The sequence below is a fragment of the Vibrio sp. 970 genome (assembly GCF_033339075.1).
The window spans coordinates 17,930-41,808 of the sequence record NZ_JAWOTW010000010.1; the positions used below are offsets into that span (position 1 = coordinate 17,930).

The 23,879-nt window shown below is 44.9% G+C and carries 17 protein-coding genes and 1 pseudogene; 3 read left to right on the forward strand and 15 right to left on the reverse strand.

Features of this window, described 5'->3' with window-relative positions; genetic code table 11:
- Positions 1-26: 26 nt before the first annotated feature.
- From ppiD to R7Q11_RS15425, 7 genes and pseudogenes are all read right to left on the reverse strand, one after another.
- Complete coding sequence (gene ppiD, locus R7Q11_RS15395; protein WP_053307495.1) at positions 27-1,886, reverse strand: peptidylprolyl isomerase; 1,860 nt, start codon at positions 1,884-1,886, stop codon at positions 27-29.
- A gap of 201 nt (positions 1,887-2,087) precedes the next feature.
- Complete coding sequence (locus tag R7Q11_RS15400) at positions 2,088-2,360, reverse strand: HU family DNA-binding protein (RefSeq protein WP_005382341.1); 273 nt, start codon at positions 2,358-2,360, stop codon at positions 2,088-2,090.
- Positions 2,361-2,551: 191 nt separating this feature from the next.
- Positions 2,552-4,903 carry an endopeptidase La gene (lon, locus tag R7Q11_RS15405; RefSeq protein WP_005384300.1) on the reverse strand — a complete coding sequence of 784 codons (2,352 nt, stop codon included), beginning with the start codon at positions 4,901-4,903 and terminating at the stop codon, positions 2,552-2,554.
- 130 nt (positions 4,904-5,033) lie between these two features.
- Positions 5,034-6,314, reverse strand: coding sequence for an ATP-dependent protease ATP-binding subunit ClpX (clpX, locus tag R7Q11_RS15410; protein ID WP_005382345.1), 1,281 nt, complete (start codon positions 6,312-6,314; stop codon positions 5,034-5,036).
- 70 nt (positions 6,315-6,384) lie between these two features.
- On the reverse strand, positions 6,385-7,011 hold the full coding sequence (clpP, locus tag R7Q11_RS15415; protein WP_005382347.1) for an ATP-dependent Clp endopeptidase proteolytic subunit ClpP: 627 nt from the start codon (positions 7,009-7,011) through the stop codon (positions 6,385-6,387).
- Between the two features lie 105 nt (positions 7,012-7,116).
- Positions 7,117-8,424, reverse strand: a complete 1,308-nt coding sequence (gene tig / locus R7Q11_RS15420; RefSeq protein ID WP_005382251.1) for a trigger factor — start codon at positions 8,422-8,424, stop codon at positions 7,117-7,119.
- Positions 8,425-8,698: 274 nt separating this feature from the next.
- A pseudogene (locus R7Q11_RS15425) lies at positions 8,699-8,911 on the reverse strand (hypothetical protein).
- 39 nt (positions 8,912-8,950) lie between these two features.
- Between R7Q11_RS15425 and R7Q11_RS15430 the strand changes: the two are divergent.
- The 3 genes from R7Q11_RS15430 to R7Q11_RS15440 all read left to right on the forward strand — a co-directional run bounded on the left by R7Q11_RS15430 (position 8,951) and on the right by R7Q11_RS15440 (position 12,359).
- Entirely contained in the window at positions 8,951-10,756 is a 1,806-nt protein-coding gene (locus tag R7Q11_RS15430) for an ATP-binding protein (protein ID WP_213915102.1), read from the forward strand.
- Positions 10,757-10,760: 4 nt separating this feature from the next.
- Positions 10,761-12,098, forward strand: coding sequence for a sigma-54-dependent transcriptional regulator (locus R7Q11_RS15435; protein WP_005382254.1), 1,338 nt, complete (start codon positions 10,761-10,763; stop codon positions 12,096-12,098).
- A 78-nt stretch (positions 12,099-12,176) separates the two neighbouring features.
- Complete coding sequence (locus tag R7Q11_RS15440; RefSeq protein WP_021034161.1) at positions 12,177-12,359, forward strand: hypothetical protein; 183 nt, start codon at positions 12,177-12,179, stop codon at positions 12,357-12,359.
- A 33-nt stretch (positions 12,360-12,392) separates the two neighbouring features.
- Here the strand turns inward: R7Q11_RS15440 and R7Q11_RS15445 are convergent, their stop codons facing one another.
- The 8 genes from R7Q11_RS15445 to R7Q11_RS15480 all read right to left on the reverse strand — a co-directional run bounded on the left by R7Q11_RS15445 (position 12,393) and on the right by R7Q11_RS15480 (position 23,717).
- Positions 12,393-13,754, reverse strand: a complete 1,362-nt coding sequence (locus R7Q11_RS15445) for a TRAP transporter large permease (RefSeq protein ID WP_005382255.1) — start codon at positions 13,752-13,754, stop codon at positions 12,393-12,395.
- Between the two features lie 3 nt (positions 13,755-13,757).
- A complete protein-coding gene (locus tag R7Q11_RS15450) occupies positions 13,758-14,432 on the reverse strand; it encodes a TRAP transporter small permease (protein ID WP_005384308.1) in 675 nt (224 codons plus the stop codon).
- Positions 14,433-14,503: 71 nt separating this feature from the next.
- Positions 14,504-15,502, reverse strand: coding sequence for a TRAP transporter substrate-binding protein (locus R7Q11_RS15455; protein ID WP_206958159.1), 999 nt, complete (start codon positions 15,500-15,502; stop codon positions 14,504-14,506).
- A gap of 212 nt (positions 15,503-15,714) precedes the next feature.
- Positions 15,715-17,184 carry a protein adenylyltransferase SelO gene (locus tag R7Q11_RS15460; RefSeq protein ID WP_053350463.1) on the reverse strand — a complete coding sequence of 490 codons (1,470 nt, stop codon included), beginning with the start codon at positions 17,182-17,184 and terminating at the stop codon, positions 15,715-15,717.
- A 176-nt stretch (positions 17,185-17,360) separates the two neighbouring features.
- On the reverse strand, positions 17,361-18,173 hold the full coding sequence (locus R7Q11_RS15465) for a sugar transporter (protein WP_225466559.1): 813 nt from the start codon (positions 18,171-18,173) through the stop codon (positions 17,361-17,363).
- 172 nt (positions 18,174-18,345) lie between these two features.
- Positions 18,346-21,330: a M6 family metalloprotease domain-containing protein gene (locus R7Q11_RS15470; protein WP_196363363.1), complete on the reverse strand. Its 2,985-nt coding sequence runs from the start codon at positions 21,328-21,330 to the stop codon at positions 18,346-18,348.
- Positions 21,331-21,690: 360 nt separating this feature from the next.
- Entirely contained in the window at positions 21,691-23,058 is a 1,368-nt protein-coding gene (locus R7Q11_RS15475) for a TrkH family potassium uptake protein (protein WP_005388288.1), read from the reverse strand.
- Positions 23,055-23,717 carry a potassium channel family protein gene (locus tag R7Q11_RS15480; RefSeq protein WP_005388291.1) on the reverse strand — a complete coding sequence of 221 codons (663 nt, stop codon included), beginning with the start codon at positions 23,715-23,717 and terminating at the stop codon, positions 23,055-23,057. Before R7Q11_RS15480 ends, R7Q11_RS15475 begins: the two co-directional genes overlap by 4 nt.
- Positions 23,718-23,879: the final 162 nt, after the last annotated feature.

The window sequence follows — 23,879 nt, forward strand, 5'->3', positions numbered from 1 at the left end:
CAACATACAAATTACACTAATTGTGCTTAGTTGCTCACAACAAAGTACTCAATGTCAGTATTTGCACGCAGTACGGCTAGTACAGATGATAAATCTTGCTGAGAAGATGCACGCTGCATTTGCATCGCAACTTGATCTTCTAACTCACTATCTAGCTCTGCGTTTACAGCATCAAGCTCGATGATAATGATGTTACCTTCAAGATCTTTAGACTGACCGTATACTGGTTTACCATCGACTGGTTTTGCCATCGCGAATACCGTTGTTGCTAACGGAGAACGACGATCTACTGTCTCTTGTTCACCAAAGGCAAGATTGTTTTCAGCAAGCACGTTCGTCTTACCTTCTTTCAATGCCGCAACGACTTGTGTTCCAAGTTCCATCGCTTCTTGCTCACCTTTAACACGAGATAGCTCTGCAACAACCTGATCTTTCACTTCTTCTAATGGAAGAACTGTCTCGTCACGCGCATCTTCAACACGAACAACGATAATATGCTCAGGCGCAACTTCGATAGCTTCAGAGTTTAGGCCATCTTCTTTAACTTCAGGACTTAGGATAGCTTGCATTACCGCAGGGCTACGAAGCACTTCAGGTGCATCAACCTGAGAAATAAAGTCCGTTGTCTTCACTTCTTGGTTAACCGCTTGAGAAGCATCATACAATGAGTCTGGGTATTCAAACGCTACGCGCTCAAGCTCATTTTGCAACTCGTAGAATTGATCGATCGCTTGTTGGTCAACCATCTCTTGTTTGATTTCAGCAGCGACTTCTTCAAATGGCTTCGCCACAGAATCTTTTAGCTCTTCAAGCTTGATAATGTGATAGCCAAAGTCCGACTTTACTAGACCCGACGTATCGCCAGGATTCTTCAGTGCGAATGCCGCTTCTTCAAAAGCAGGGTCCATCACATCACGCTCAATCCAACCTAGGTCACCACCGTTTTCAGCGCTGCCAAAATCGTCAGATTTCTCTTGAGCAAGCGTCGCAAAATCTGCACCCGCGTTTAGCTCACCTAGGATAGCTTGCGCTTTTGCTTCATCGTCCCCTTCTACAAGAATGTGAGCGACACGGCGTTGCTCTTCTGAAGAGTATTTGTTTAAGTGCTCGTCGTAGTACTTTTTCACCTCAGCATCAGAAACATTAACTTGTTCCTTTAGCGCTTCAGCTGACAGTTCGATGTAAGAGACTTTAACCTGCTCTGGGCGTGTAAAGTTGTCTGGGTTTGCTTTGTAGTACTCTTGAATTTCTTCGTCGGTCAATTCAATATTTTTCGCAAACTCCGCTAAGTCGATCTGAATCGTGCGAATATCACGAGTTTGAGTGAACAGCTTGCCTTCTGCTTGTACTTCACCCGGCAGAATAAATTCACTGTTTTGTAGCGCATTCAGCAGTTGCTCACGAACCAATTCACGACGCATGTACTCAGCAAAAGAGTCTGGCGAAAAGCCTGCACGACGCAAAGAGGCTTGATAGATCTCTTGATCAAACTGACCATTAGATTGGAACTGAGGCATGTCTAGAATCATGCTACGCACTTGAGTGTCGCTGATTCGCAGACCCAAAGCTTCAGCTTGTTGGTCAAGCAACACGTCATTGATCATTCGATCTAAAACGGATTTGCGGAAAGATTCAACATATGCAGGGTCAGCCAGCATTTGAGAGAAGTAGTCACCCAACTGAGCTTGCATACGGTTACGCTCATTTTGGTATGCCATCTCGAACTCACCACGAGGAATCTCAGTGTTACCGACTTTCGCTGCAGAGTTGTTGCTACCACCAACGATGTAGCTACCTACACCTGCAAATACGAAAGACAGGATGATAAGTCCAAGGATAATTTTGACCGCGATGCTATTCACGCCTTCGCGTAGTCGATCCATCATAATTTAACTGCTCTCCACAATTGAAGCCTACTGCTTCTATCTAATAGAAATAATGGCGCAATAATATCAGAAAAAGAAATGCGCATCAGTATGATGCGCATAATTTAAGAAAGTTCGGCTCGAAGTTTGTAAATTTTTGTTCGAAACTTATTGTTTGAGCAAAAGTTAAGCAAATGGCCGGTTACAGAAAAAACGCCGTGATTAGTTACAAGCGTCTTTCAGTGCTTTACCAGCTTTGAAAGCTGGTACTTTTGCTTCTGCGATTTGGATTTCTTCACCAGTTTTTGGGTTACGACCAGTACGTGCAGCACGAGTGCGAACGCTGAATGTACCAAAGCCAACTAGAGCGACTTGATCACCAGATTGAAGAGTTCCGCTTACTGCTTCGATGAATGCATCTAGAGCACGACCCGCTGACGCTTTAGAAATATCTGCATTTTCTGCGATTTGTTCTACTAACTGAGTTTTATTCACTGTAATTTCCCCTTTGTGTCATCTGTGATTATTTTTGTGATGACTTTCGTTCCATTGTTAAGAAAATATGCTCCACCCCTTATTCATCAAGGGCTGGCAGCTATCGAAACTAACTTAGCGCCCAAAAAAAACGCTGACAAGCCTTTTTGGGCTTATCAGCGTAAACTTTTACTTATTTTTGCTACACATCACTATTTTTGAGACTCAAACTCAACGCCCGTCGGGTCTCGCTCTAGTGCGACTTTCAGTACTTCATCAATCCACTGTACAGGGATAACTTTCAGATCAGCGATAACATTATCAGGAATCTCTTCCAAATCACGCTCGTTATCTTTTGGAATTAGCACTGTCTTAATGCCACCACGGTGTGCCGCAAGTAACTTCTCTTTTAGGCCGCCGATAGGTAGAACCTCACCACGCAGTGTGATTTCACCCGTCATCGCTACTTCTGCTTTCACAGGGTTGCCTGTCAGAGAAGAAACCAATGCCGTACACATTGCTGTACCCGCACTTGGGCCATCTTTTGGTGTCGCGCCTTCCGGTACGTGTACGTGAATATCTTTCTTCTCGTAGAAGTCAGTATTGATACCTAGCTTTTCTGCACGAGAGCGAACCACTGTCATTGCTGCTTGGATAGACTCTTGCATCACATCACCAAGAGAACCCGTTTGTGTCAGCTTACCTTTACCTGGCATTGATTGAGTTTCAATCGTTAATAGATCGCCACCCACCTCTGTCCAAGCTAGACCAGTTACTTGACCAATTCGGTTACTTTCATCCGCTTTACCGTAATCGAAACGTTGAACACCTAAGTACTCTTTTAGGTTGTCCATCGTTACCGTTACTGACTTGATGTCCTTATCCAGCAAGATATTCTTCACTGCTTTACGGCAGATCTTAGAAATCTCACGCTCTAAGTTACGGACACCCGCTTCACGCGTGTAGTAACGAATGATGCCAATAATCGCAGAATCTTCAATGACGATCTCATCCGCTTTCAAGCCATTACGCTTCACTTGTTTATCAACAAGGTGACGTTTTGCAATGTTCAGCTTCTCGTCTTCGGTGTAACCAGATAAACGAATAACTTCCATACGGTCTAACAATGGGCCCGGGATGTTCATCGAGTTCGATGTCGCAACAAACATAACGTCAGAGAGATCGTAATCCACTTCTAGGTAGTGATCGTTGAACGAGTTATTCTGTTCAGGATCAAGCACTTCTAGTAGAGCCGATGCCGGATCACCACGCATATCTGAAGACATTTTGTCGATTTCGTCCAATAAGAACAGCGGGTTCTTCACACCAACCTTCGACATCTTCTGGATCAATTTGCCTGGTAATGAGCCGATGTAAGTACGACGGTGACCACGAATTTCCGCTTCATCACGCACACCACCCAACGCCATACGAACATACTTACGGCCTGTAGCTGAAGCAATTGAACGACCAAGAGACGTTTTACCTACACCAGGAGGACCAACAAGACAAAGGATAGGACCTTTTAGCTTGTTGATACGGTTTTGAACAGCCAGGTATTCAAGGATACGTTCTTTGACGCGTTCTAGACCGTAGTGATCTTCATTAAGAACCTCTTCTGCTTTCGCTAAGTTTTTCTTAACTTTTGAGCGCTTAGCCCAAGGAACGCTGACCATCCAATCGATGTAGCTACGAACCACTGTTGCTTCAGCAGACATTGGAGACATCATCTTAAGCTTTTGCAGCTCTTGCTCTGTCTTTTCACGTGCCTCTTGAGGCATTTTTGATTCGTCAATCTTCTTCTGTAGCGTTTCGAACTCGTCTGGTGCGTCTTCCATCTCACCAAGTTCTTTCTGAATCGCTTTCATTTGCTCATTCAGATAGTACTCACGCTGAGATTTTTCCATTTGCTTTTTAACGCGACCACGAATTCGTTTTTCAACTTGCAGCAAGTCGATCTCTGATTCCATCTGGCCCATCAGGAATTCCAGACGCTCAGTGACGTCAACAATTTCAAGTACTTGCTGCTTATCTACCAACTTTAACGGCATATGAGCCGCAATGGTATCCGCTAAGCGTGCGGCTTCGTCGATACCATTAAGTGACGTTAGCACTTCTGGTGGAATCTTCTTGTTTAGCTTAATGAACCCTTCAAACTGATTAATCGCGCTGCGAACAATCACTTCTTGCTCACGCTCATCCAATTCTGGCGTAACAACAAATTCAGCTTCCGCTAGGAAGAAGTCACTCTCTTTAAAGTGATTAATTTTTGCTCGCTGCTGGCCTTCGACCAATACTTTTACTGTGCCATCCGGAAGCTTCAAGAGCTGGAGAATGGTGGCTACCGTACCTACGTCAAATAGGTCGTCAACCGTAGGCTCGTCAGTATCCGCTTGCTTTTGTGCCACAAGAAGAACTTGTTTGTTGGTTTCCATCGCCGTTTCTAGACAGCTAATCGATTTCTCACGACCAACAAACAATGGAATAACCATGTGTGGGTAGACCACTACGTCACGTAGAGGTAGTACCGGGATCTCGATACGCTCGGAACGTTCCAAGTTCATATAATTCTCTCTTCCGCTTTCACGTTTAACGTATTACTTAAGGCAGTATATGGGGGCTAATTGTTTGGATTCAATAAGAGAAATAAAAAAAGGAGGTAATTACTTACCTCCTTTTTCATTATGGCTGAATTTACTCTGCTCCAGCTGCCTGATTGTCTGCGTTACTGTAAATAAGCAGTGGCTCTGACTCGCCATTAATGACGGACTCATCAATCACGACTTTACTAACGTCTGTTGCAGATGGTAATTCGTACATGGTTTCAAGTAGCACGCCTTCAAGAATCGAGCGTAAGCCACGAGCACCTGTTTTACGCTCCATTGCTTTTTTCGCGATAGCGCGCAGCGCATCTTCACGGAATTCAAGTTCAGCGTTTTCTAGCTCAAACAATGCTGCATATTGCTTGGTCAGTGCGTTCTTCGGTTCACATAGGATCTGAATCAACGCTTCTTCATCAAGCTCAGTCAGTGTTGTTGTTACAGGTAGACGACCAATGAATTCTGGAATGAGGCCATACTTCACTAAGTCTTCAGGTTCAACTTGAGTAAATAGCTCACCTACCGTCTTCGATTCATTCTTCGAACGAACTTCAGCACCAAAGCCAATACCTGTACCTGTTGCAACACGCTGCTCAATCACTTTGTCTAAGCCAGCAAAAGCACCACCACAGATGAACAGGATCTTAGATGTGTCCACTTGTAGGAATTCTTGCTGAGGATGCTTACGACCACCTTGAGGTGGAACCGATGCAACCGTACCTTCGATAAGTTTTAGTAGCGCCTGCTGAACACCTTCACCAGATACGTCACGCGTAATAGATGGGTTTTCAGCTTTGCGTGAAATCTTATCAATTTCATCAATGTAAACGATGCCGCGTTCCGCTTTAGCTACATCGTAATCACATTTTTGCAGAAGCTTTTGGATGATGTTTTCAACGTCTTCACCTACGTAACCGGCTTCGGTTAGTGTCGTCGCGTCTGCCATTGTAAATGGCACATCCAAGAATCGAGCTAATGTCTCCGCAAGTAGTGTTTTACCGCTACCTGTAGGACCAATTAGAAGGATGTTACTCTTACCAAGCTCCACACCTTCGCTCGTTGTATCACCATTGCGTAAACGCTTGTAGTGGTTATATACCGCAACTGCGAGCACTTTTTTCGCGTAATCTTGCCCGATCACATAGTCATCAAGGTGTTCACGGATCTGTTTTGGCGTTGGTAACGCTTCAGATTCTTTCTTAGGGAGAACATCCTTGATTTCTTCGCGAATAATATCGTTACATAAGTCGACACATTCGTCGCAAATGTACACTGACGGACCTGCGATTAGCTTGCGAACTTCGTGCTGACTTTTGCCGCAGAAAGAACAGTACAGCAATTTACCGCTGCCACTTTCTTTGCTTTTATCTGTCATTCGCTAACCTCTTAGCCTTTACTCTTCATGAATGAGTGTATATCAATTTTTGCCAAAATGCGCTGGCTAATTACTCGCCACGGTGGCTTAACACTGCATCCACGATACCGTATTCCACAGCCTGCTCTGATGACATGAAGTTATCACGATCAGTATCGCGCTCAATGACTTCAAGAGGTTGGCCTGTATGTTCTGCTAACAACTTGTTTAGCTTCTGTTTAATCGTCAGGATTTCCTGAGCATGGATTTGGATATCAGAAGCTTGACCCTGGAAACCACCCAATGGTTGGTGGATCATTACACGAGAGTTAGGCAGTACGTAACGCTTACCTGGCGCACCACCTGCAAGCAGGAAGGCACCCATTGAACATGCTTGACCCATACACACAGTGCTGACATTTGGCTTAATGAACTGCATGGTATCGTAAATAGACATACCAGCTGTTACGCTGCCGCCTGGCGAGTTGATGTATAGGAAAATATCTTTATCTGGATTTTCAGATTCTAGGAAAAGTAGCTGAGCCACGACAAGGTTTGCCATGTGGTCTTCCACTTGACCCGTTAAAAAAATCACGCGCTCTTTCAGCAGACGTGAGTAGATGTCGTAAGAGCGTTCGCCTCGGGAAGTTTGTTCAACCACCATTGGTACTAGCGCGTCCATAATTGGCGACATTGCATTTTTTTCTTGGTAGCTCATATTCTTATGTCCCTAAAATAAATGGCCCGGATGATGACTATCATACGGACCATTGTTAGCAGAATAGTTAACGTTAAGTCAACCTTCTACGCAAGATATTGCTTATTAAGCAGCAGGTTGTTGTTGGTTAAGTAGCTCGTTGAAGCCTACTTCTTTCTCAGAAACCTGTGCTTTAGCGATGATCGCGTCGATTGCTTGCTCTTCTAGAGCTACGTTGCGCATGTTGTTCATCATTTCTTCGTTTTGCTCGTAGTAAGCAATAACTTCTGATGGATCTTCGTATGCAGTAGCCATTTCTTCGATTAGAGCTTTAACTTTCTCGTCGTCCGCTTTTAGCTCTTCAGATTTGATTACTTCACCTAGTAGAAGACCAACAACAACGCGACGTTTAGCTTGTTCTTCGAACAGTTCACGTGGAAGCTGAGCAGCAGCTTCTGGGTTACCACCGAAACGTTGTGCAGCTTGTTGACGTAGAACTTGGATTTCTTGCTCGATAAGCGCTGATGGTACGTTAATGTCGTTTTGCTCAACTAGACCGTCAATCGCTTGCTCTTTGATGCGGTTCTTAACAGCTTGCTTAAGTTCGCGTTCCATGTTCTTACGAACTTCAGCTTTAAGTGCTTCAACACCACCTTCAACAACACCGAACTTAGCAACGAACTCGTCGTTTAGTTCTGGTAGTTCACGAGCTTCAACTTTGTTCACTTTGATTGCGAACTTAGCTGCTTTACCTTTTAGGTTTTCAGCGTGGTAATCTTCTGGGAAAGTCACGTCGATGTCGAATTCCATACCAGCAGTTTTACCTGCGATACCGTCTTCGAAACCAGGGATCATGCGACCAGCACCCATTTCTAGAGGGAAGTTCTCAGCTTTACCGCCTTCGAACTCTTCACCGTCGATAGAACCAACGAAGTCGATGCTTACGCGTTTGCCATCTTCAGCTGCTTCTTCAACTTCAACCCAAGTTGCTTGTTGCTTACGTAGAGTATCGATCATCTCTTCTACGTCTGCATCTTTAACTTCTGTTAGTGGTTTTTCAACAGTGATGCTCTCTAGGCCTTTAAGCTCAACTTCTGGGTAAACTTCAAAAGTTGCAGTGAAAACTAGGTCTGAACCTTCTTTGTTCTCTACAGGAGCGAAAGTTGGAGCGCCAGCTGGGTTGATTTTCTCTTTAACGATAGCTTCGATGAAGTGGCGTTGCATTACTTCACCAAGAACGTCTTGACGTACTGCTTTGCCGTACATCTTAGCAACCATTTTTAGAGGCACTTTACCCTTACGGAAACCATCGAAACGACGGTTTTTAGCGATGTTGCGTAGTTCAGCTGTTACAGCGTCTTCGATGTTTGCAGCTGGAACAGTAATGTTTAGACGGCGCTCTAGGCCCTCTAGCGTTTCAACAGTAACTTGCATTATATATAAACCTCTAAAGTGGCTCGGTTTTCCGAGCGTATGAGCGAAACTCAGAGGAGCTTACGCTTCATCCTTGTGTAGTGTTCTGTCCGAACACCTAATTTAAAATCGAGTATCGATACTGGTTGTCAGTACCGGACTAATCAGTGATATCTTCGATAAAATAACCAAAGGTATCTCCTATTAGCCTCAGGACAGAATTTTTAGACGCGACATTCTAGCGATCTGTCGCAACCCTGTCGAGCCAATAGCCACTATGTGGACATTGTCTGCGCTAAATTCTCGAATGCTGACCCATTTTTTCTTCAAAAATGCGATTCAGACACCGTCTAAGCATCGCCAGCATATCTAGAATGGGGACAATAGCGACTTTTTCAAGAGAATCGACCGGTTTTTTTATCGAAAAGCCTAAAAAGAGATCTTGCTCTTGTTTTACTCCACAGAGTTGAAAACTAAATCCCTAATCCTTCCTACAAACTATTAACATTTTCTTACGTGACCAAAGGAAGTTGTAAGGAGTGTAAGGATGTCGCAAAAAAAACGGATTCTGCTGACATTTTTTGCTTTCTATTTCCTGTCCGCAATTTTCGGTGGCCATTGGGTTTGGCAGACCAGTTATCAATCTCTACTTGATAAACACCAATCACAGTTGGAGCAGTTTTCTGGCCATATAAAAAATAAACTCGATAAGTACGCCCATATACCAAATCTTCTCGCTAAAGATGATCCTCTTTATCAAGCGCTTCTGCACCCCAACAACAGTGCGCAACTGGAAATCACTAATCGGTATTTAGAATCCGTTAATGGCGTGATTGAAGCAGCGGACACCTACTTAATCGATCAATGGGGTACAACGATCGCGGCCAGCAACTGGCGTAAAGAGCGCTCCTTTATCGGGCGAAATTTTGCATTTCGCCCTTATTTCAAACAAGCCATTGTAGGCAAAAGAAGCCAATACTACGCACTGGGCTCAACATCTGGTAAACGTGGCTACTACTATTCTTATCCCATCGTATACGCTGGCGGTGTACTTGGTGTCGTCGTGGTGAAGATGGACCTAAGTAAGATAGAGGACAACTGGCAGCAACCAAACAGTGTTTTTGTCGCCAGCGACCCATACGAAATTGTTTTCATGAGTAGCCGAAGTGAATGGCTGCTCAAAAGCTTACAACCACTGACAAAAAAAGAGAAAAAGCAAGTTTGGGCAAGCCAACAATATCTTGATGCGCCAATTGAAACGCTTGGATTAGTGGGTAGTTTGGACGAGGTGCATTCTGAGCTTAAACAGGGTTACCCATACAATAAAGGAACCTTGGTAGTCTCTTCGCTGCCCCTACCCGAACTCAAACTGACTATTCGTGTGCTGTCTCCTAAACAGTCGATCGTTTGGTTCACCATGGGTTACATCTTTGTACTCACTCTAGCATTCATGGTTTTGTTTTTAATTGGTCAGCTTATCTATCACCGTCAACAGCGTCACTTGCAACTTGAACGAATTCAACAAGAAGCAAATCAAAAGTTGGAATATCAAGTCATGGCACGGACTGCCGAGTTGCAAGCGGAGATCGCACAGCGTATCGATACCGAACAAACTTTACGCGTTACTCAAGACGAATTGGTGCAAGCAGCGAAACTCGCGGTGTTAGGACAAATGTCGGCCAGTATCAGCCATGAACTGAATAATCCACTTGCGGCAATTCGTAGCTTTGCGGAGAACGGCAAGCTGTTTCTAAAAAAAGAAAAATATGAGCGAGTGGAAGATAATCTCACTCGCATTTCTGCTCTCACTGACCGTATGGCAAATATCAGTCAGCAACTTCGCTCTTTCGCCAAAAAAACCAGTGGTGACGAGTTGGCTCAATCTCGACTGTTCCCTGTTATTGCCTCTGTAAAAGAACTGATGAAGCCCGCATTTAAATCAGGGCGCGTCACGTTAGAAACAAATTTGCCAGAGCATGATGTTGAAGTGCAGATCAATATTATTCAACTGGAGCAAGTGTTGGTCAATTTACTGACTAATGCGATAGAAGCACTCAAAGAGCAACAAGACAAACAGGTAGAATTATCTGTAGAACACGATGAGCACACTGATTTGGTTTGGATTCATGTTGATGATAATGGCCCAGGGCTTGGCTCTTTCTCACTTTCTGATTTATGTGAACCGTTTCTAACCACTAAACTGAACGGTTTAGGTTTGGGTCTCTCTATCTCGCAACAAATCTTAGCCAGTATGAATGGAAAATTATGTGCCCATAATCGAGAACAAGGCGGCGCTCGATTCTCATTGTGTTTACCTATCACTTCTTACAACACTGAACCATCAAAAGGATAAGATCATGTGTCAGGTGTTTTTTATTGATGATGAGGCCGATCTCAGAATCGCTATAGAACAGACCTTTGAACTGGCGGATATCGACGCCAAGTTTTTTGTGGATGCAGAATCGGCTTTAATAGCGATGCAGCAAGGAGAAGAAGCTGGCGTCGTGGTCACTGATATCTGTTTGCCGGGCATTTCTGGTATGGATATGCTGACAACTTTGACTCAACGCGATGCAAACTTACCCGTCATCATGATCACTGGACACGGTGATATTTCCATGGCAGTGCAAGCCCTTCATCAAGGCGCTTACGACTTTATTGAGAAACCTTTTGCGCCAGAGCATTTGGTTGAAACGGTTAAGCGGGCGATTGAGAAGCGCAAACTAACCAATGAAAATGAAAAACTGCGCCTGTCACTTAAAGCCAGTAAAACCCTTGGTCCACGAGTTATTGGTGAAACCTCTAGCATCCAAATATTACGAGAGACCATCACCCAAATCGCCGATACCGACGCCGATATTTTATTGTTTGGTGAAACCGGTACAGGGAAAGAGTTAATCGCTCGTTCTTTACATGAGCAAAGCTCTCGCCGGAACCAAAACTTTGTCGCCGTAAATTGTGGAGCGGTTCCAGAGAACTTAATTGAGAGTGAACTCTACGGCCATGAAAAAGGCGCATTCACTGGCGCCGAAAGCCGTCGTATCGGTAAATTTGAGTTTGCACAAGGCGGCACACTTTTCTTGGATGAGATCGAGTCGATGCCTATCCAAGCCCAAATTCGTTTATTGAGGGTATTACAAGAGCGCGTGATTGAGCGTGTCGGTTCCAATGAATTATTGCCTTTAGATATTCGAGTGATTGCCGCAACAAAGGTCGATTTAAAACACGCAGCTGAAGAAGGTACTTTCCGTCAGGATCTCTATTATCGGCTCAATGTCGTGACCTTGGATCTCCCGCCACTACGCGAACGAAAAGAAGATATTCCCGCCCTCTTTCACCACTTTCTGTTGGTAGCAGCTTCACGTTATGGCAAAAGCTCACCTAGCTTGTCACCCCAAGATCTAGCGCAACTGATGAGCCATGACTGGCCTGGCAATGTTCGAGAACTCAGAAATGCTGCAGAGCGTTTTGTGCTATTGGGTAAGTTAATTCAGTTGGGAGAATCGAACCCAGTCGCTAAGTCTTCCTCAAGCCTTGCAGAGCAAGTAGCGGAGTTTGAGAGAGCAGCCATTGAAGGCGCTTTATTAGAAAACAACGGTAGTATTAAACAGACAATGTGCCAATTGAATGTGCCAAGAAAAACCCTTTACGACAAGATGCAGCGCTACCAAATAAATAAAGACCTTTACAAATAAAACACGTTCAGATAACTGGCATTATATTCAACTTGAATCATAATTTTTAACAACAGGTTTATCATGGTTGTTACAGATATGAACGAAAAAGTGAGAATACCGATTGTTACAGATACCGTGCTCGTAGACGGTTGCTATCAAGAAGAGAGAAGATTCGGTGAAGAGCGTCGTAAAAATAAAAAGAGGTGGCGACACTATGAACGTCGAATTAATTCAGACCCGCGCAAAACTTGCTACAAGTCAATAGACGAAGAGGTGTGAATTCTCACACCTCTTTCTACTTTCTGGCTTCCATTACTTGGTAATGATCTCCGGCCCCATCAAAGTAGTAGGCAACCAAGTCGAAACCCATGGTACATATGTGACGATAATTAGGAATAAGAACATCACTCCAACCCAGGGTAATGCTGCCTTCACTACGTTCATCATCGACATTTTGGCAACACCAGCGGTCACAAATAAGTTAAGACCCACGGGCGGCGTTATCATTCCTATCTCCATATTCACCACCATCATTATGCCCAAGTGAATTGGGTCTATGCCTAATGCAATCGCAATTGGGAACACGAGCGGCGCAACAATGATCAACAAGCCTGATGGCTCCATAAACTGACCACCAATCAACAACAAGACGTTCACCACAATCAAGAAAGTGATGGGTCCGAGACCAGCCGAGAGCATCGACTCGGTGATCATTTGCGGGATGCGTTCTTCCGTTAAAACATGCTTCAAAATTAAGGCATTAGCAATGATGAACAGCAGCATGATGGTCAGTTTACCCGCTTCATACAGGGTGTGTTTGGTGTCTTTATGAACAAAGGTTTGGAAGATTTTAACGAGCGCAGGTTTAGTGTTTTTCTTGTCTGCAAATGGCCCCATGTCTTTGTATACAAAGTTAGCAATAAAGAATGAGTACACAGCAGCAACCGCAGCGGCTTCTGTCGGCGTAAAGATACCGCCATAGATACCACCAAGAATGATGACGACCAACAATAAGCCCCAGCTTGCATCCTTGGCGGCATCGAAGGTTTCTTTCCAACCGACAAAAGGTTGTTTTGGAAGGTTCTTGATTCTCGCAGCAATGTAAATCGCGATCATCAACATGACACCCGCCAGCAAACCGGGAATCACACCACCAAGGAACATACGTCCAACTGACACATCCGTTGCGGCTGCATACACCACCATCACAATCGAAGGTGGGATCAAAATCCCTAGCGTACCTGCGTTACAAATTACCCCAGAGGCAAACTCTTTTGAGTAACCGTTTTTGATCATACCTGCGATAACAATACTACCTATGGCAACAACCGTTGCAGGTGAGGAACCTGACAACGCGGCAAACATCATACACGCTACAACCGAAGCCATCGCCAAACCGCCGCGGAACCAGCCTACAATGGCAATGGCGAAACGAATGATCCGCTTTGCTACGCCACCCGTCGACATAAAGCTTGAAGCCAATATAAAAAATGGAATAGCCAATAGCGTGTAGTGGCCCGCGAATGCATTAAACAGCGTTTGAGCAACTGACGCTAAAGAGGCATCCGAATGCATTAAAAGGAAAAGAACACTGGACAGGCCCAGCGAAATAGCAATTGGCACGCCAACCAGCATAAAGCCAATTACCATCAAAAATAGAAATAAGATATCCATGGCTTATTGCTCCTTGTTTTTAGCGTCTTGCGAGGCCTTTGGAGCCATTACGTCTTCAGCGTCGCTCATCTCAGCTTTAAGAGATTCGAGCTCTTCCTCCGCTTCATGTCCTGCAATCAAGCGATCGAGCTTACCAGTAGCGATTTGCCACGTGACTTGAACAAATCTAAACGTTAGTAGCGCCATTCCAAGTGGCAAAGCGAAGTAAGGAATAAAACGTGGCAGCTTTTCATAACGCTCTCCCTCATTTAACCAATCGGCCATGAACTGGAGTATTTCAGGCATCGGAATATCGTCCGTTTCATACCACGCTCGGTCAGTAGCGAACGGATACCAGTAGTTCCAAGCGCCAATTAACAGCAAAATAGAGAAGGCTAAGCAACACATTGCTGCAAAAAGCGCCAGGGCTTTTCGTTTACCTTCCGGAACGATGTTAATAATGACATCGACACCAATATGAAAGTGTTTTTTCACACCATAAGATGCGCCAACCAACACCATCCATGCGAACATGAAAACGGTGAGCTCAAGCGCCCAAAGAATATTGTCGTTAAAGACATAACGAAAGATGACATTGGCAAAGGTCAGCAAGGTCATGGCACCCAAGAAGAAAGCAATCAAAGTCTCTTCAATGGCATCGGTGATTCGTCCAGCCTTGGCAAAAAAAGTCTGTTCCATAATTACATCACGTCGTCTGTAGGGGGGAAAGAGCCCCCTCTGTTTGAGAGGGCTAAATGTGCTAGGTGTTATTATTTTTGGTTAGACGCCAAAGCGGCTTCGATTAGGTCAGAACCAATGTCTTTTTCGAACTTCTTCCATACTGGTTGAAGTGCAGTGATCCATTCTTGACGCTGTTCTGGCGTTAGAGTACGAACCACACCACCTGCTTCGATGATATTGTTCTTATTCGCAAGGTTTACTTTGGTTGACTCAGCATTACGCTGCGCAGTTACCTCTTGAATAATGGTATTTAACTGCTCGCGCTGATCATCTGGTAGGTTTTTCCAGAAGTCGTTTGACGTCACAACTAAGTAATCCAGAATTCCGTGGTTCGTTTCCGTAATGCCATCTTGAACTTCGAAGAATTTTTTGCCGTAAATGTTTGACCAAGTATTTTCTTGACCATCAATAACCTTAGTTTGCAAGCCGCCGTAAACTTCTTTGAACGACATTTTTTGTGGGTTAGCACCTAGCTGCTCAAACTGAGCAACGAGTACATCAGAGGCTTGAACACGGAACTTAAGTCCTTCAGCATCAGTTGGAGAAATGAGCGGCTTGTTGGCTGACATTTGCTTCATGCCGTTATGCCAAAACGCAATACCTTGCAGACCACGACGTTTCATTGAATTTTTCAGCTTTTCACCCGCTTCCGAGTTTTGGAAACGGTCAACCGCGTCGACATCATCGAACAAGAAAGGAAGATCGAAAAGGCGGTACTTCTTGGTGAATTTCTCAAACTTAGAAAGAGAAGGAGCAGCGAGTTGAACATCACCATTCAGTAGCGCTTCCAACACTTTGTCATCATCATAAAGTGTTGAGTTAGGAAACACCTGCATACAGACTTTACCGTTCATCTCTTCGTTGACGCGCTTTTCAAGTAACGAAGCCGCGATGCCTTTAGGGTGTTTGTCCGCGTTCGTTACATGGCTAAACTTGATGACCGTTTCACCCGGGTCACAATTTGCGGCAGCATTAAAACTGGTAACAGCAAGTGCAGAGACAGATAGTAGAGTTAGAGGCTTAAACATTATTATTCTCCTTGTTGAATCACATCCCATCCCGTCCATGAGTAACTAGGTGTTAGGCGATGGGTACGGATGTTCAACAAAGAGCAATTAATGGACCATGTTAAAATTTATATTCATTTCAATAAATTAACAAAGCCCATTAACATGAATCAGAAGTGTAACGAGTGAATTCCACCCAAGAAAAAGATACAAATGGGTGGGAAATGACCCATTTATGAAGAACAGCTTATCTCCATTTTCTTCCCCCATTCCGGTGGCAATTTCGCGTAATCATCAAACTCGGGTTGCTCATCAAATGGGCGTTTTAACAGTTCGGACAATCGGTGTAATTCGCTAAAGTCCCCTTCTTCCGCTTTATCAATCGCCAACTGAGCCAAGTAGTTACGCAAGATGTATTTGGGATTGGCTTGACGCATCTGTTTGCAACGCTGTTCGGTTGAAATCAGGCCCCCTAGTTCATCAACCTCTAGCTCACACCGAGCTAAATACAGCTCAAGCCAAGCTCGCGCTGCTTCTCGGTCGAGAAATAAATCGATTACGGCTTGGGAAGGCGCATTATCAAGGTTTGAAAGTGTTCTGAAGAAGCGAGTGTAGTCCGTTTTGTTCTGGTGAAGAAGCTCAAACATAGCTTCAAACAAACGCCCGTCTTCCGCTATCTTAGTTTTTAAGCCCAACTTCTCACGCATGAGGCGGCTGAACTGCTGGCTTAAATGAACTTCAAATTGACTCAACGACGATTCTAAATCTTCTCGTTCAACGAGTGGCGATAGCGCATGCGCCAGTGCTGACAGGTTCCAAAGCGCAATTCTAGGCTGTTGATCAAATGCGTAACGACCCTGGTAGTCTGAATGATTACAAATGTATCCCGGCTCATAATCATCAAGAAAGCCAAACGGACCATAATCAAAAGTTTGCCCAAGAATTGACATGTTATCGGTATTCATCACACCATGCGCAAAACCAAAAGCTTGCCAATATGCGATCATCTCGGCTGTTTTAGTCACGATGGCGTCAAACATCGCGGCATATGGTTTCTCCGCCGATGCACAATCAGCAAAGTGCCACTCAATCACCTTATCCGCCAACAGCTTCTGCTCCGCTAACTGGTTGGTGTAAAAGAAATGCTCAAAGTGACCGAATCGAACATGGGTTTCAGCCATTCGAAGTAACAAAGCGCCCGATTCCGTTTTTTCTCGATAAACAGGTGTATCACTGACCATCATACCGAGAGCACGTGTCGTGGGAACCCCAAGGCCCGCCATGGCTTCACTGCACAAGTACTCACGGATAGTTGAGCGTAATACCGCTCGCCCATCTCCCATTCGCGAGTAAGGCGTTAGCCCTGCACCTTTGAGGTGAAGATCAAACCAAGTACCATCCTGATGCTCAATTTCTGCCAACAGTAATCCACGTCCATCGCCCAAATCTGGGTTGTAAACGCCAAACTGATGGCCTGCATATTTCATCGCAAGAGGACGAAATTGTTCGAATTCACTTAGCCCAGAAAAAACCGCCAATAACTCATCGTTTTGCTCTTCTGGTAAACCAAACTGCTGTGCAAACTCACCATTCCAAGCGACCCAGCGAGTGTTGTCCAAGGGTTGTGGCTCGACCAACGTATAGAACGCTGACGGTAATTGACTAAAGCGATGGGTGAAATTGACCCGTTGCCAAATGGACATGTAGGGTTCCTTAATAAAAAGAAGTACTGTTGTGAGTATACGTGTGAATGTCCCTGTCATTCAGCCATGAAATGGGCATGGGTATTTTGCGTGAATAACGCGAAGGCGGCAGGAAGGTATCAACCTGCCGCAGACCGTCTCCTAAACGGAGGTAGCATGTAAAAACGATCAAAGGGTTAAGCGGAAAATTCTTCACCCGTTTTTGGTGGCTGTGATGGCGTATCAAAACGAGCGCGTTCGATATCCACTACCGTTTTATAGCTCAACGATAACAATGCCAGCTGGTACGCGCCAAAAATACCATAGGCCACACCGACGAGGCTCAACATAAAGAGATTCGTAAAGTGGCTAAAGATCAGCTGACTGAGCAAGCCCGCACCCAATGGAATTAGTCCCATCAAAATGAATACTTGTTTGTTGTATGGTCTGCTCTGATTCCACGAACGACGCAAACTGCGAGGCTGATGATCCATTGCAGTCGCTGGCAACACAAATGACCATCGCGCCATTACCCAATAGCCGGGAATGCTTGCAATCGTTGTGATAATAGCCATAGCAACAAAGTCGGCTTCACCACTTTCTGCAATGTAGATAAACGACAACACAAAGATCGGGATACCAATAACGAGCATCATCATCAGTCCAAACAGTATCCACCAGCCTATGAAACGGAATTCTCGAGCTGACAAACGACATACATCCAACGCCGAGTGCATGTAATCGCCGGCTAAATAAATTCGATGCACACGCACAGCCGCCATAGCGGCAACAAGTGGGTACAAAATAATTGTGACGAAATAAAATCCTGAGACATTGCCTTCTTGAACGTTCGCTTGATCTTTCCCCGTCATTTCAGGATACATAAAAGCAAAAATTGAGTGCACGATAATCAACGGAATACAAGCAATAACAATTGCGAGTAGATTCCTTCTGACCATCACTGCCGCTTCTCGGCATATTTCCGAAACAGAAAAGCCCTCGGTAGACATATAACATCCTTAGTTCATAAAAATCGGCCCCTAGGGTAACCGCAGAGTAGAAAAATCGCTTTAAAAATAATGAGAAACACATCTCATAAGACAATGAGAACGAAACCAAAATAAATCAGATAAAAAATAAGCCACTCAATATGAGTGGCTTATACCGCAATTCAATACCGTTTTAGACGCGACGTCGCCAGCCTAATGTTGCAAGTAACATCAAAGCCCAATAAGAAACACTGCCGCTACCTTCTGAGTTCTTGAATGTCGTTGTCTTCAAAGAAGCAACAACCGTCACGATAACTTCCCCCGTAGCAGTGGCACCATGACCGTCTGAAACCGTATATTGCAGCTTGATGCCGTCAGTAGGGCTATCCGGTGCTTGAAAACGGATTTTGCCATTCTCTACACTCGCACTTCCCACACCCGTTACGTTCTGTACGCTTTCTACAACCAGTTTATCGCCGTTCACATCCGAATCATTGCTCGCTGCATCAATCAGAATACTTTCACCAACGGCAACGGTCGCCGTATCTACGAGCGTAACTGGCACTGCGTTTTTCATGGTTAAATCGACGGTAGCACTGGACGTTTCATTACTAGGATCAGTCACGGTTAAACGGAATGTCAGAACCTCACCCGCTTTTGCACCTTGAGGCACCGTAAAGCTCGTGCTAACACTGGTTGCATTGCCAAGAGAAACTGAAGTGCCAGCCAACTGCTCCCATTTATAACTCAACACATCACCATCAGCATCCGTACTATTTAACGCAGACAACGTGACTCGCTGCCCAACCGTCATGTCTTTATTATCAATATCAATCACAGCCACTGGCGCTTCGTTGCTGCCAAGCACTTCCACCTGCACATTCACGATTGAAGATGAGTACGCACCATCAACCGACAACAAACGATATTGGAAAGTGTCAAGACCAACGAAGTTAGCTTCAGGTTGGTACTGGTTGCCAGAGATGGTGCCGTGCTCAGGCTTCTGCACAATGTCCACATTGAACTGATACCCTACCGCCATGAAATCATTGTCCATCAGGTTCAGTTTGATTGGCGTATTTTTATTGGTTTGTAACGAATCAGATTTCGCTTCAACCAAGTTGCTCGCATCCACATTTAATAATGCTGCAAACGGAATATAAGAGAACCCGGCTTTTTCTAGACCAAACGTGCCAATCTCACTGTAATCACCAGTCCACATTACAGGTAGGGAGGCTTTTTCAGTTTTTAGCAAGCGGCCGAAATCAAAGTTTGCATCAAATTGACCGCCTTCCAATTCAACAACCAATAAGTGCTGACCCGCACTCAATTGGCTTGATTGAGGGAATAAAATTCGAGATGACTTTTGGAAGTTACCTTGCTGTAAAAGCTCAGCGTTGTTTTGATTCAATATTAATCGATAGCCAATGTTTCCAGAAAATGGGAATCGCCAAACTCGATAAGTCATGTCACTTTGAGCGCTATCTCTTTGCGCGTAAAGTTGAAGACCATCAAGCTCTGTATCACTATTCAAGTCCAGTGACACCGCCAGAGTGTTACTCCCACTCGCGTACACATAACCTTGGTGAAGAGAGTTCAGCCATGCTGATTTATTTGGTTCGTTTGTATGCTCAAGAGAAAAGCTACCGCCGTTGGTGTTGCTGGCAATGTTGGAAATACGAACCCCAGTATCAAACCCTGTGATCGCTCTCAGACCCGGGGTCGATGTATCTGAAATGACATCGCCACCATTAGGGTATAAATCGTCAGCGTCACTCCTACCATCATTTTCTAACTCATTCAGACCATCAGCCTGCATGATTTGAACCTGCATCGCGCCAACATCATTAAAGCGGTTCTGGACATTAACCGACGTCGCCAGGATACCTTCAGCCGCCAATGCTCGGTCGTAACCGCTAAAGGTGCGATTTTCCAAGTAAACACGTGGGCCAAACTCTTTCAAGTACGGGTCGAGATACACCAGCTTGACATCGTCGTTGTTCACAGAAATAGGCGCTGGACTTTCATGAGTTACCGTTGGTACAACAAAACCAGCAGCGTGTTTGCTCCATGCACTCATGTTCACCGGAGTGTCACCAGCGTATGAATCTCCCGGTTTCTGCGCCCATGAACCGCCACCCATCACGCCCCAAGAGCCGATCGAGGCATCACTGTTCCTTGCGTACAAATCCGGTAAGCCAAGCATTAAGTGGCCAAGCTCGTGTACGATCACGCCCAACGTCGCTTGATGATCAACTTGATAGTCAGCGAACACACAATAGTCTGTGATCTTTTTACCATCTAGTGTGACATCATCGTGAGAGAATTTGTGCGGCCAAATCGCAGGACGGTTGAGAACCCCTGTTGAACGATCTCCCCCCGCAAAAATAAACATGACAGAGAGTTCTGACGGTTCTACGGTACCATTTTGATTGCTGTCGTAGACCGAAAGATTAAAGTATGGATCCAGTTTTTGATAAGCCTCGGTGAAAACCGCATTCAACTTGGCGGTGCATGTTTTATCAGTCGAACTAGAGTGACAGTTAGGGTGGCTTTGTGCCACAGTCACATCTATCACACCGTCATTGGCGGTGCCGTAACTCTCAAGTGCAGGAACAACTTTGAATTTACCTTGAGAGTTTTTATCAAAGTAATCCACAACGCTTTGACCATTGGTATTAAATACGCGTTGCTCAAAATCATGCACCATTGCTTGGTCATCAAACGAAACTTGCACAACCAATAGGGGCTGCTGCTTCACCGTTGAACTGCTCATCGCCTGGTAACCTTGCGCCGAACGCAGTAGGTTTTTTCGTGCCATCGGTTCAATGGTTTTTAGAGAAGATAATTGCGGTTTAACTTGTAAATCCGGGCGAAACCTCGCCGACTCAGGTGGCTCACTCGACTGCGTTTTCACCACACCTGTCGAGATCAATATTGGCGTGCCTGACTCGCGCTGAATCTGCGCGAAAAACCAAACGCCGTCTTCCTGAAGTAAGGCATTGCCCTGCTTATCTTCAAACCAGTGGAAATCTGCCGTTCCACGTAGAATTGCCTCACTGGAGCTACCATCACTCAACGCAATAGTATGCCAAACCGGTGATGGCGGAGTAGTTGCCATGCTCTTCCCTGCAAGAAGCGCAGTTAACATAGCCATGGCGAGTGTGTTGAATTTCAAAGTACGACTCCATCTTTTCGATTCGTTCATTAATACCAAGCACAACAAACACAAAGTAACCCTATGGGCATAGAGTAAGACTGAGTGACTATTGACGAAGGCTGGTATCAATTCGCTCAGATAACACGACGTAGTTTGGTGTCACACTACAAAAGCGTCGGATTCCAAAACGCTGTTATGAGCGTAGCTTCTGAGAATATAAATTGAGTGAATGAATAGTATCGAAACGAAAGGAAGAAGAAATGAACTTCTACGAATTTATAGGTAAAACTGGGCAACATTCCACATATTCTATAAATGTACGAGCACTGCTATTAATCAATGCTCGTAATGGTCGCGCGGCCATTGTTTAACGCTATATTAACCTGTAAGAACGGCGTCTTCTGGGTATTTGACCAAGGTAGGTTCAGGACGTGCCAACATGTAGGCAAGCGTGAGCGGCCCAATACGACCAATGATCATCACCACGATCATAATGTATTTACCAGGTTCAGAAAGTTCCGCAGTCAAACCGGCGGTGAGCCCCACTGTGGCAAATGCGGAAATGGTTTCAAACATAACTTTATCAAAGCTGGCCTTCTCGGTAAGCATCAATAAAAACATTGCGCTTGTCAGGATGGCTCCGCTCACAACGATAATTGCCAATGATTTAGTCACAGTTTGCCAATTTATGGTTCGCTTAAACATAACCACATGTTTCTTTTGGCGTAAAAAGGTCCACGTAGCCATAAACGCAACAGCAAATGTGGAAACTTTAATACCGCCCCCCGTTGAGGTGGAACCCGCTCCAATTAACATCAGAACAATCATGACCAGTAAGGCCGGCTGGGTAAACAACGCCAAGTCAACACTATTAAACCCTGCCGTTCGCGCACTCGCAGATTGAAAGAATGCCGCCAACCATTGCCCTGTTGCAGGTAAAGACGCCATTGTGTTTGGGTTGCTTCGCTCAAGTAACCAAAACATCATCGTTCCGACTAAGAGCAATATCGGTGTCGCAATCAGCATGATTTTGGTGTGAAGATGCAAAAAGTGGAAACCTTTGCGCCAGTTTAGCCAGATGTCACCCACAACAGTAAAACCAAGCCCGCCAAAAATGAATAGCCCCGCCAGTGTAAAGATAACCAACGGATCATTCACAAAGCTCATCATACTGTCAGAAAACAGCGCGAACCCAGCGTTGTTAAATGCAGAAATTGCATGAAACAAGGCGTAAAACATACCAGTCTGCCAGCCCATTTCAGGGACCCAGCGGATAGAGAGAAAAATAAACCCGATCGTTTCTGCAACAAGCGCGAAAACAACAATCCGCTTTACTAGTCGGTTTAGATTGACTTGCCGATCTTGCCCTAATGCTTCTTTCGCCAGCGCTTGTTGACGCAAACTCAAACGCACGCCGAACATATAGAGTAAGACCGCCGACAACGTCATCTGCCCCAACCCACCGATTTGCATTAAAAACATCAGCAAGATTTTACCCGCAAGCGTAAAGTGTTGCCCAGTATCGACTACACCAAGCCCTGTCACACTAATAGCGGACGTTGCGGTAAACAAAGCATCCGTTATCGACAGGCCCGTAACAGAAAAAACTGGCAAGGTTAGCAATACCGCAGAAGGCAGTAAAACACCGAGAAAACTGAGCAATATAATTCGCGGTTCGTTGCCTTTCGCTTTCTCTTGTTTACCATCTGGTGCGTAAAAAACACCTTTCTGATGAAAATACGTCATAGCGATTTTAATTTATTTGCGAGCGCATCTTGAGGGCCGACCACAATAATTAGGTCACCAATTTCTAGTGTGGTATTAAGGTCAGGTGCCTTGGTAATTTCTGGGCCCCGTTTAAACCCTAGCACTTGCACGCCATCGACTTTGCACAGAGCCAAATCACTTAGTGTCTTACCCATCCAACGAGAGCCAATCACAAACTCCGTCATAGCTAAGCCACTGCCTAATGGGTGGAACTCAAGAACCCGTTTATCGAGCATTTTACGCGCGACACGTATCCCCATGTCACGCTCAGGCATGATAATGTGGTCTGCGCCAATTTTTTGCAGAACACGAGCTTGGAAGCGGTCGTTGGCTTTAACCCATACTGACTTTACTCCCGCCTCTTTAGCAATCAATGTCGCAAGAATACTGGCATTGACATCCGCTCCGATGGCAATCATCACCATGTCGTAATCATCAAGTTTGAGCTCAGCAACCGTCTCTTCGTGAGTACAGTTAGCCACAACCGCCTGACTAACAAAACTGGCGGCTTCTTTAACTCTGTCTTCGTTGATGTCAACGGCTAAAACTTGAGCGCCTGAATCTTGTAACTCTTTACACACTGCCAAACCAAATCGGCCAAGACCAATAACGGCGAATTGCTTATCACCTGTTTTCATTTGTGCCCCATCTTATTATGCATTCATTAGCAAGCAAAAAAGTTTGCGCCCATTCCTTACCTTGTGCAAACCTGCGGACAGATAATTGACAAAAGCTTAACGCACCTTGATTCACTTTACGTGTTAAGCGTATGACACTGATTAACTTTTTTCCTCATTACC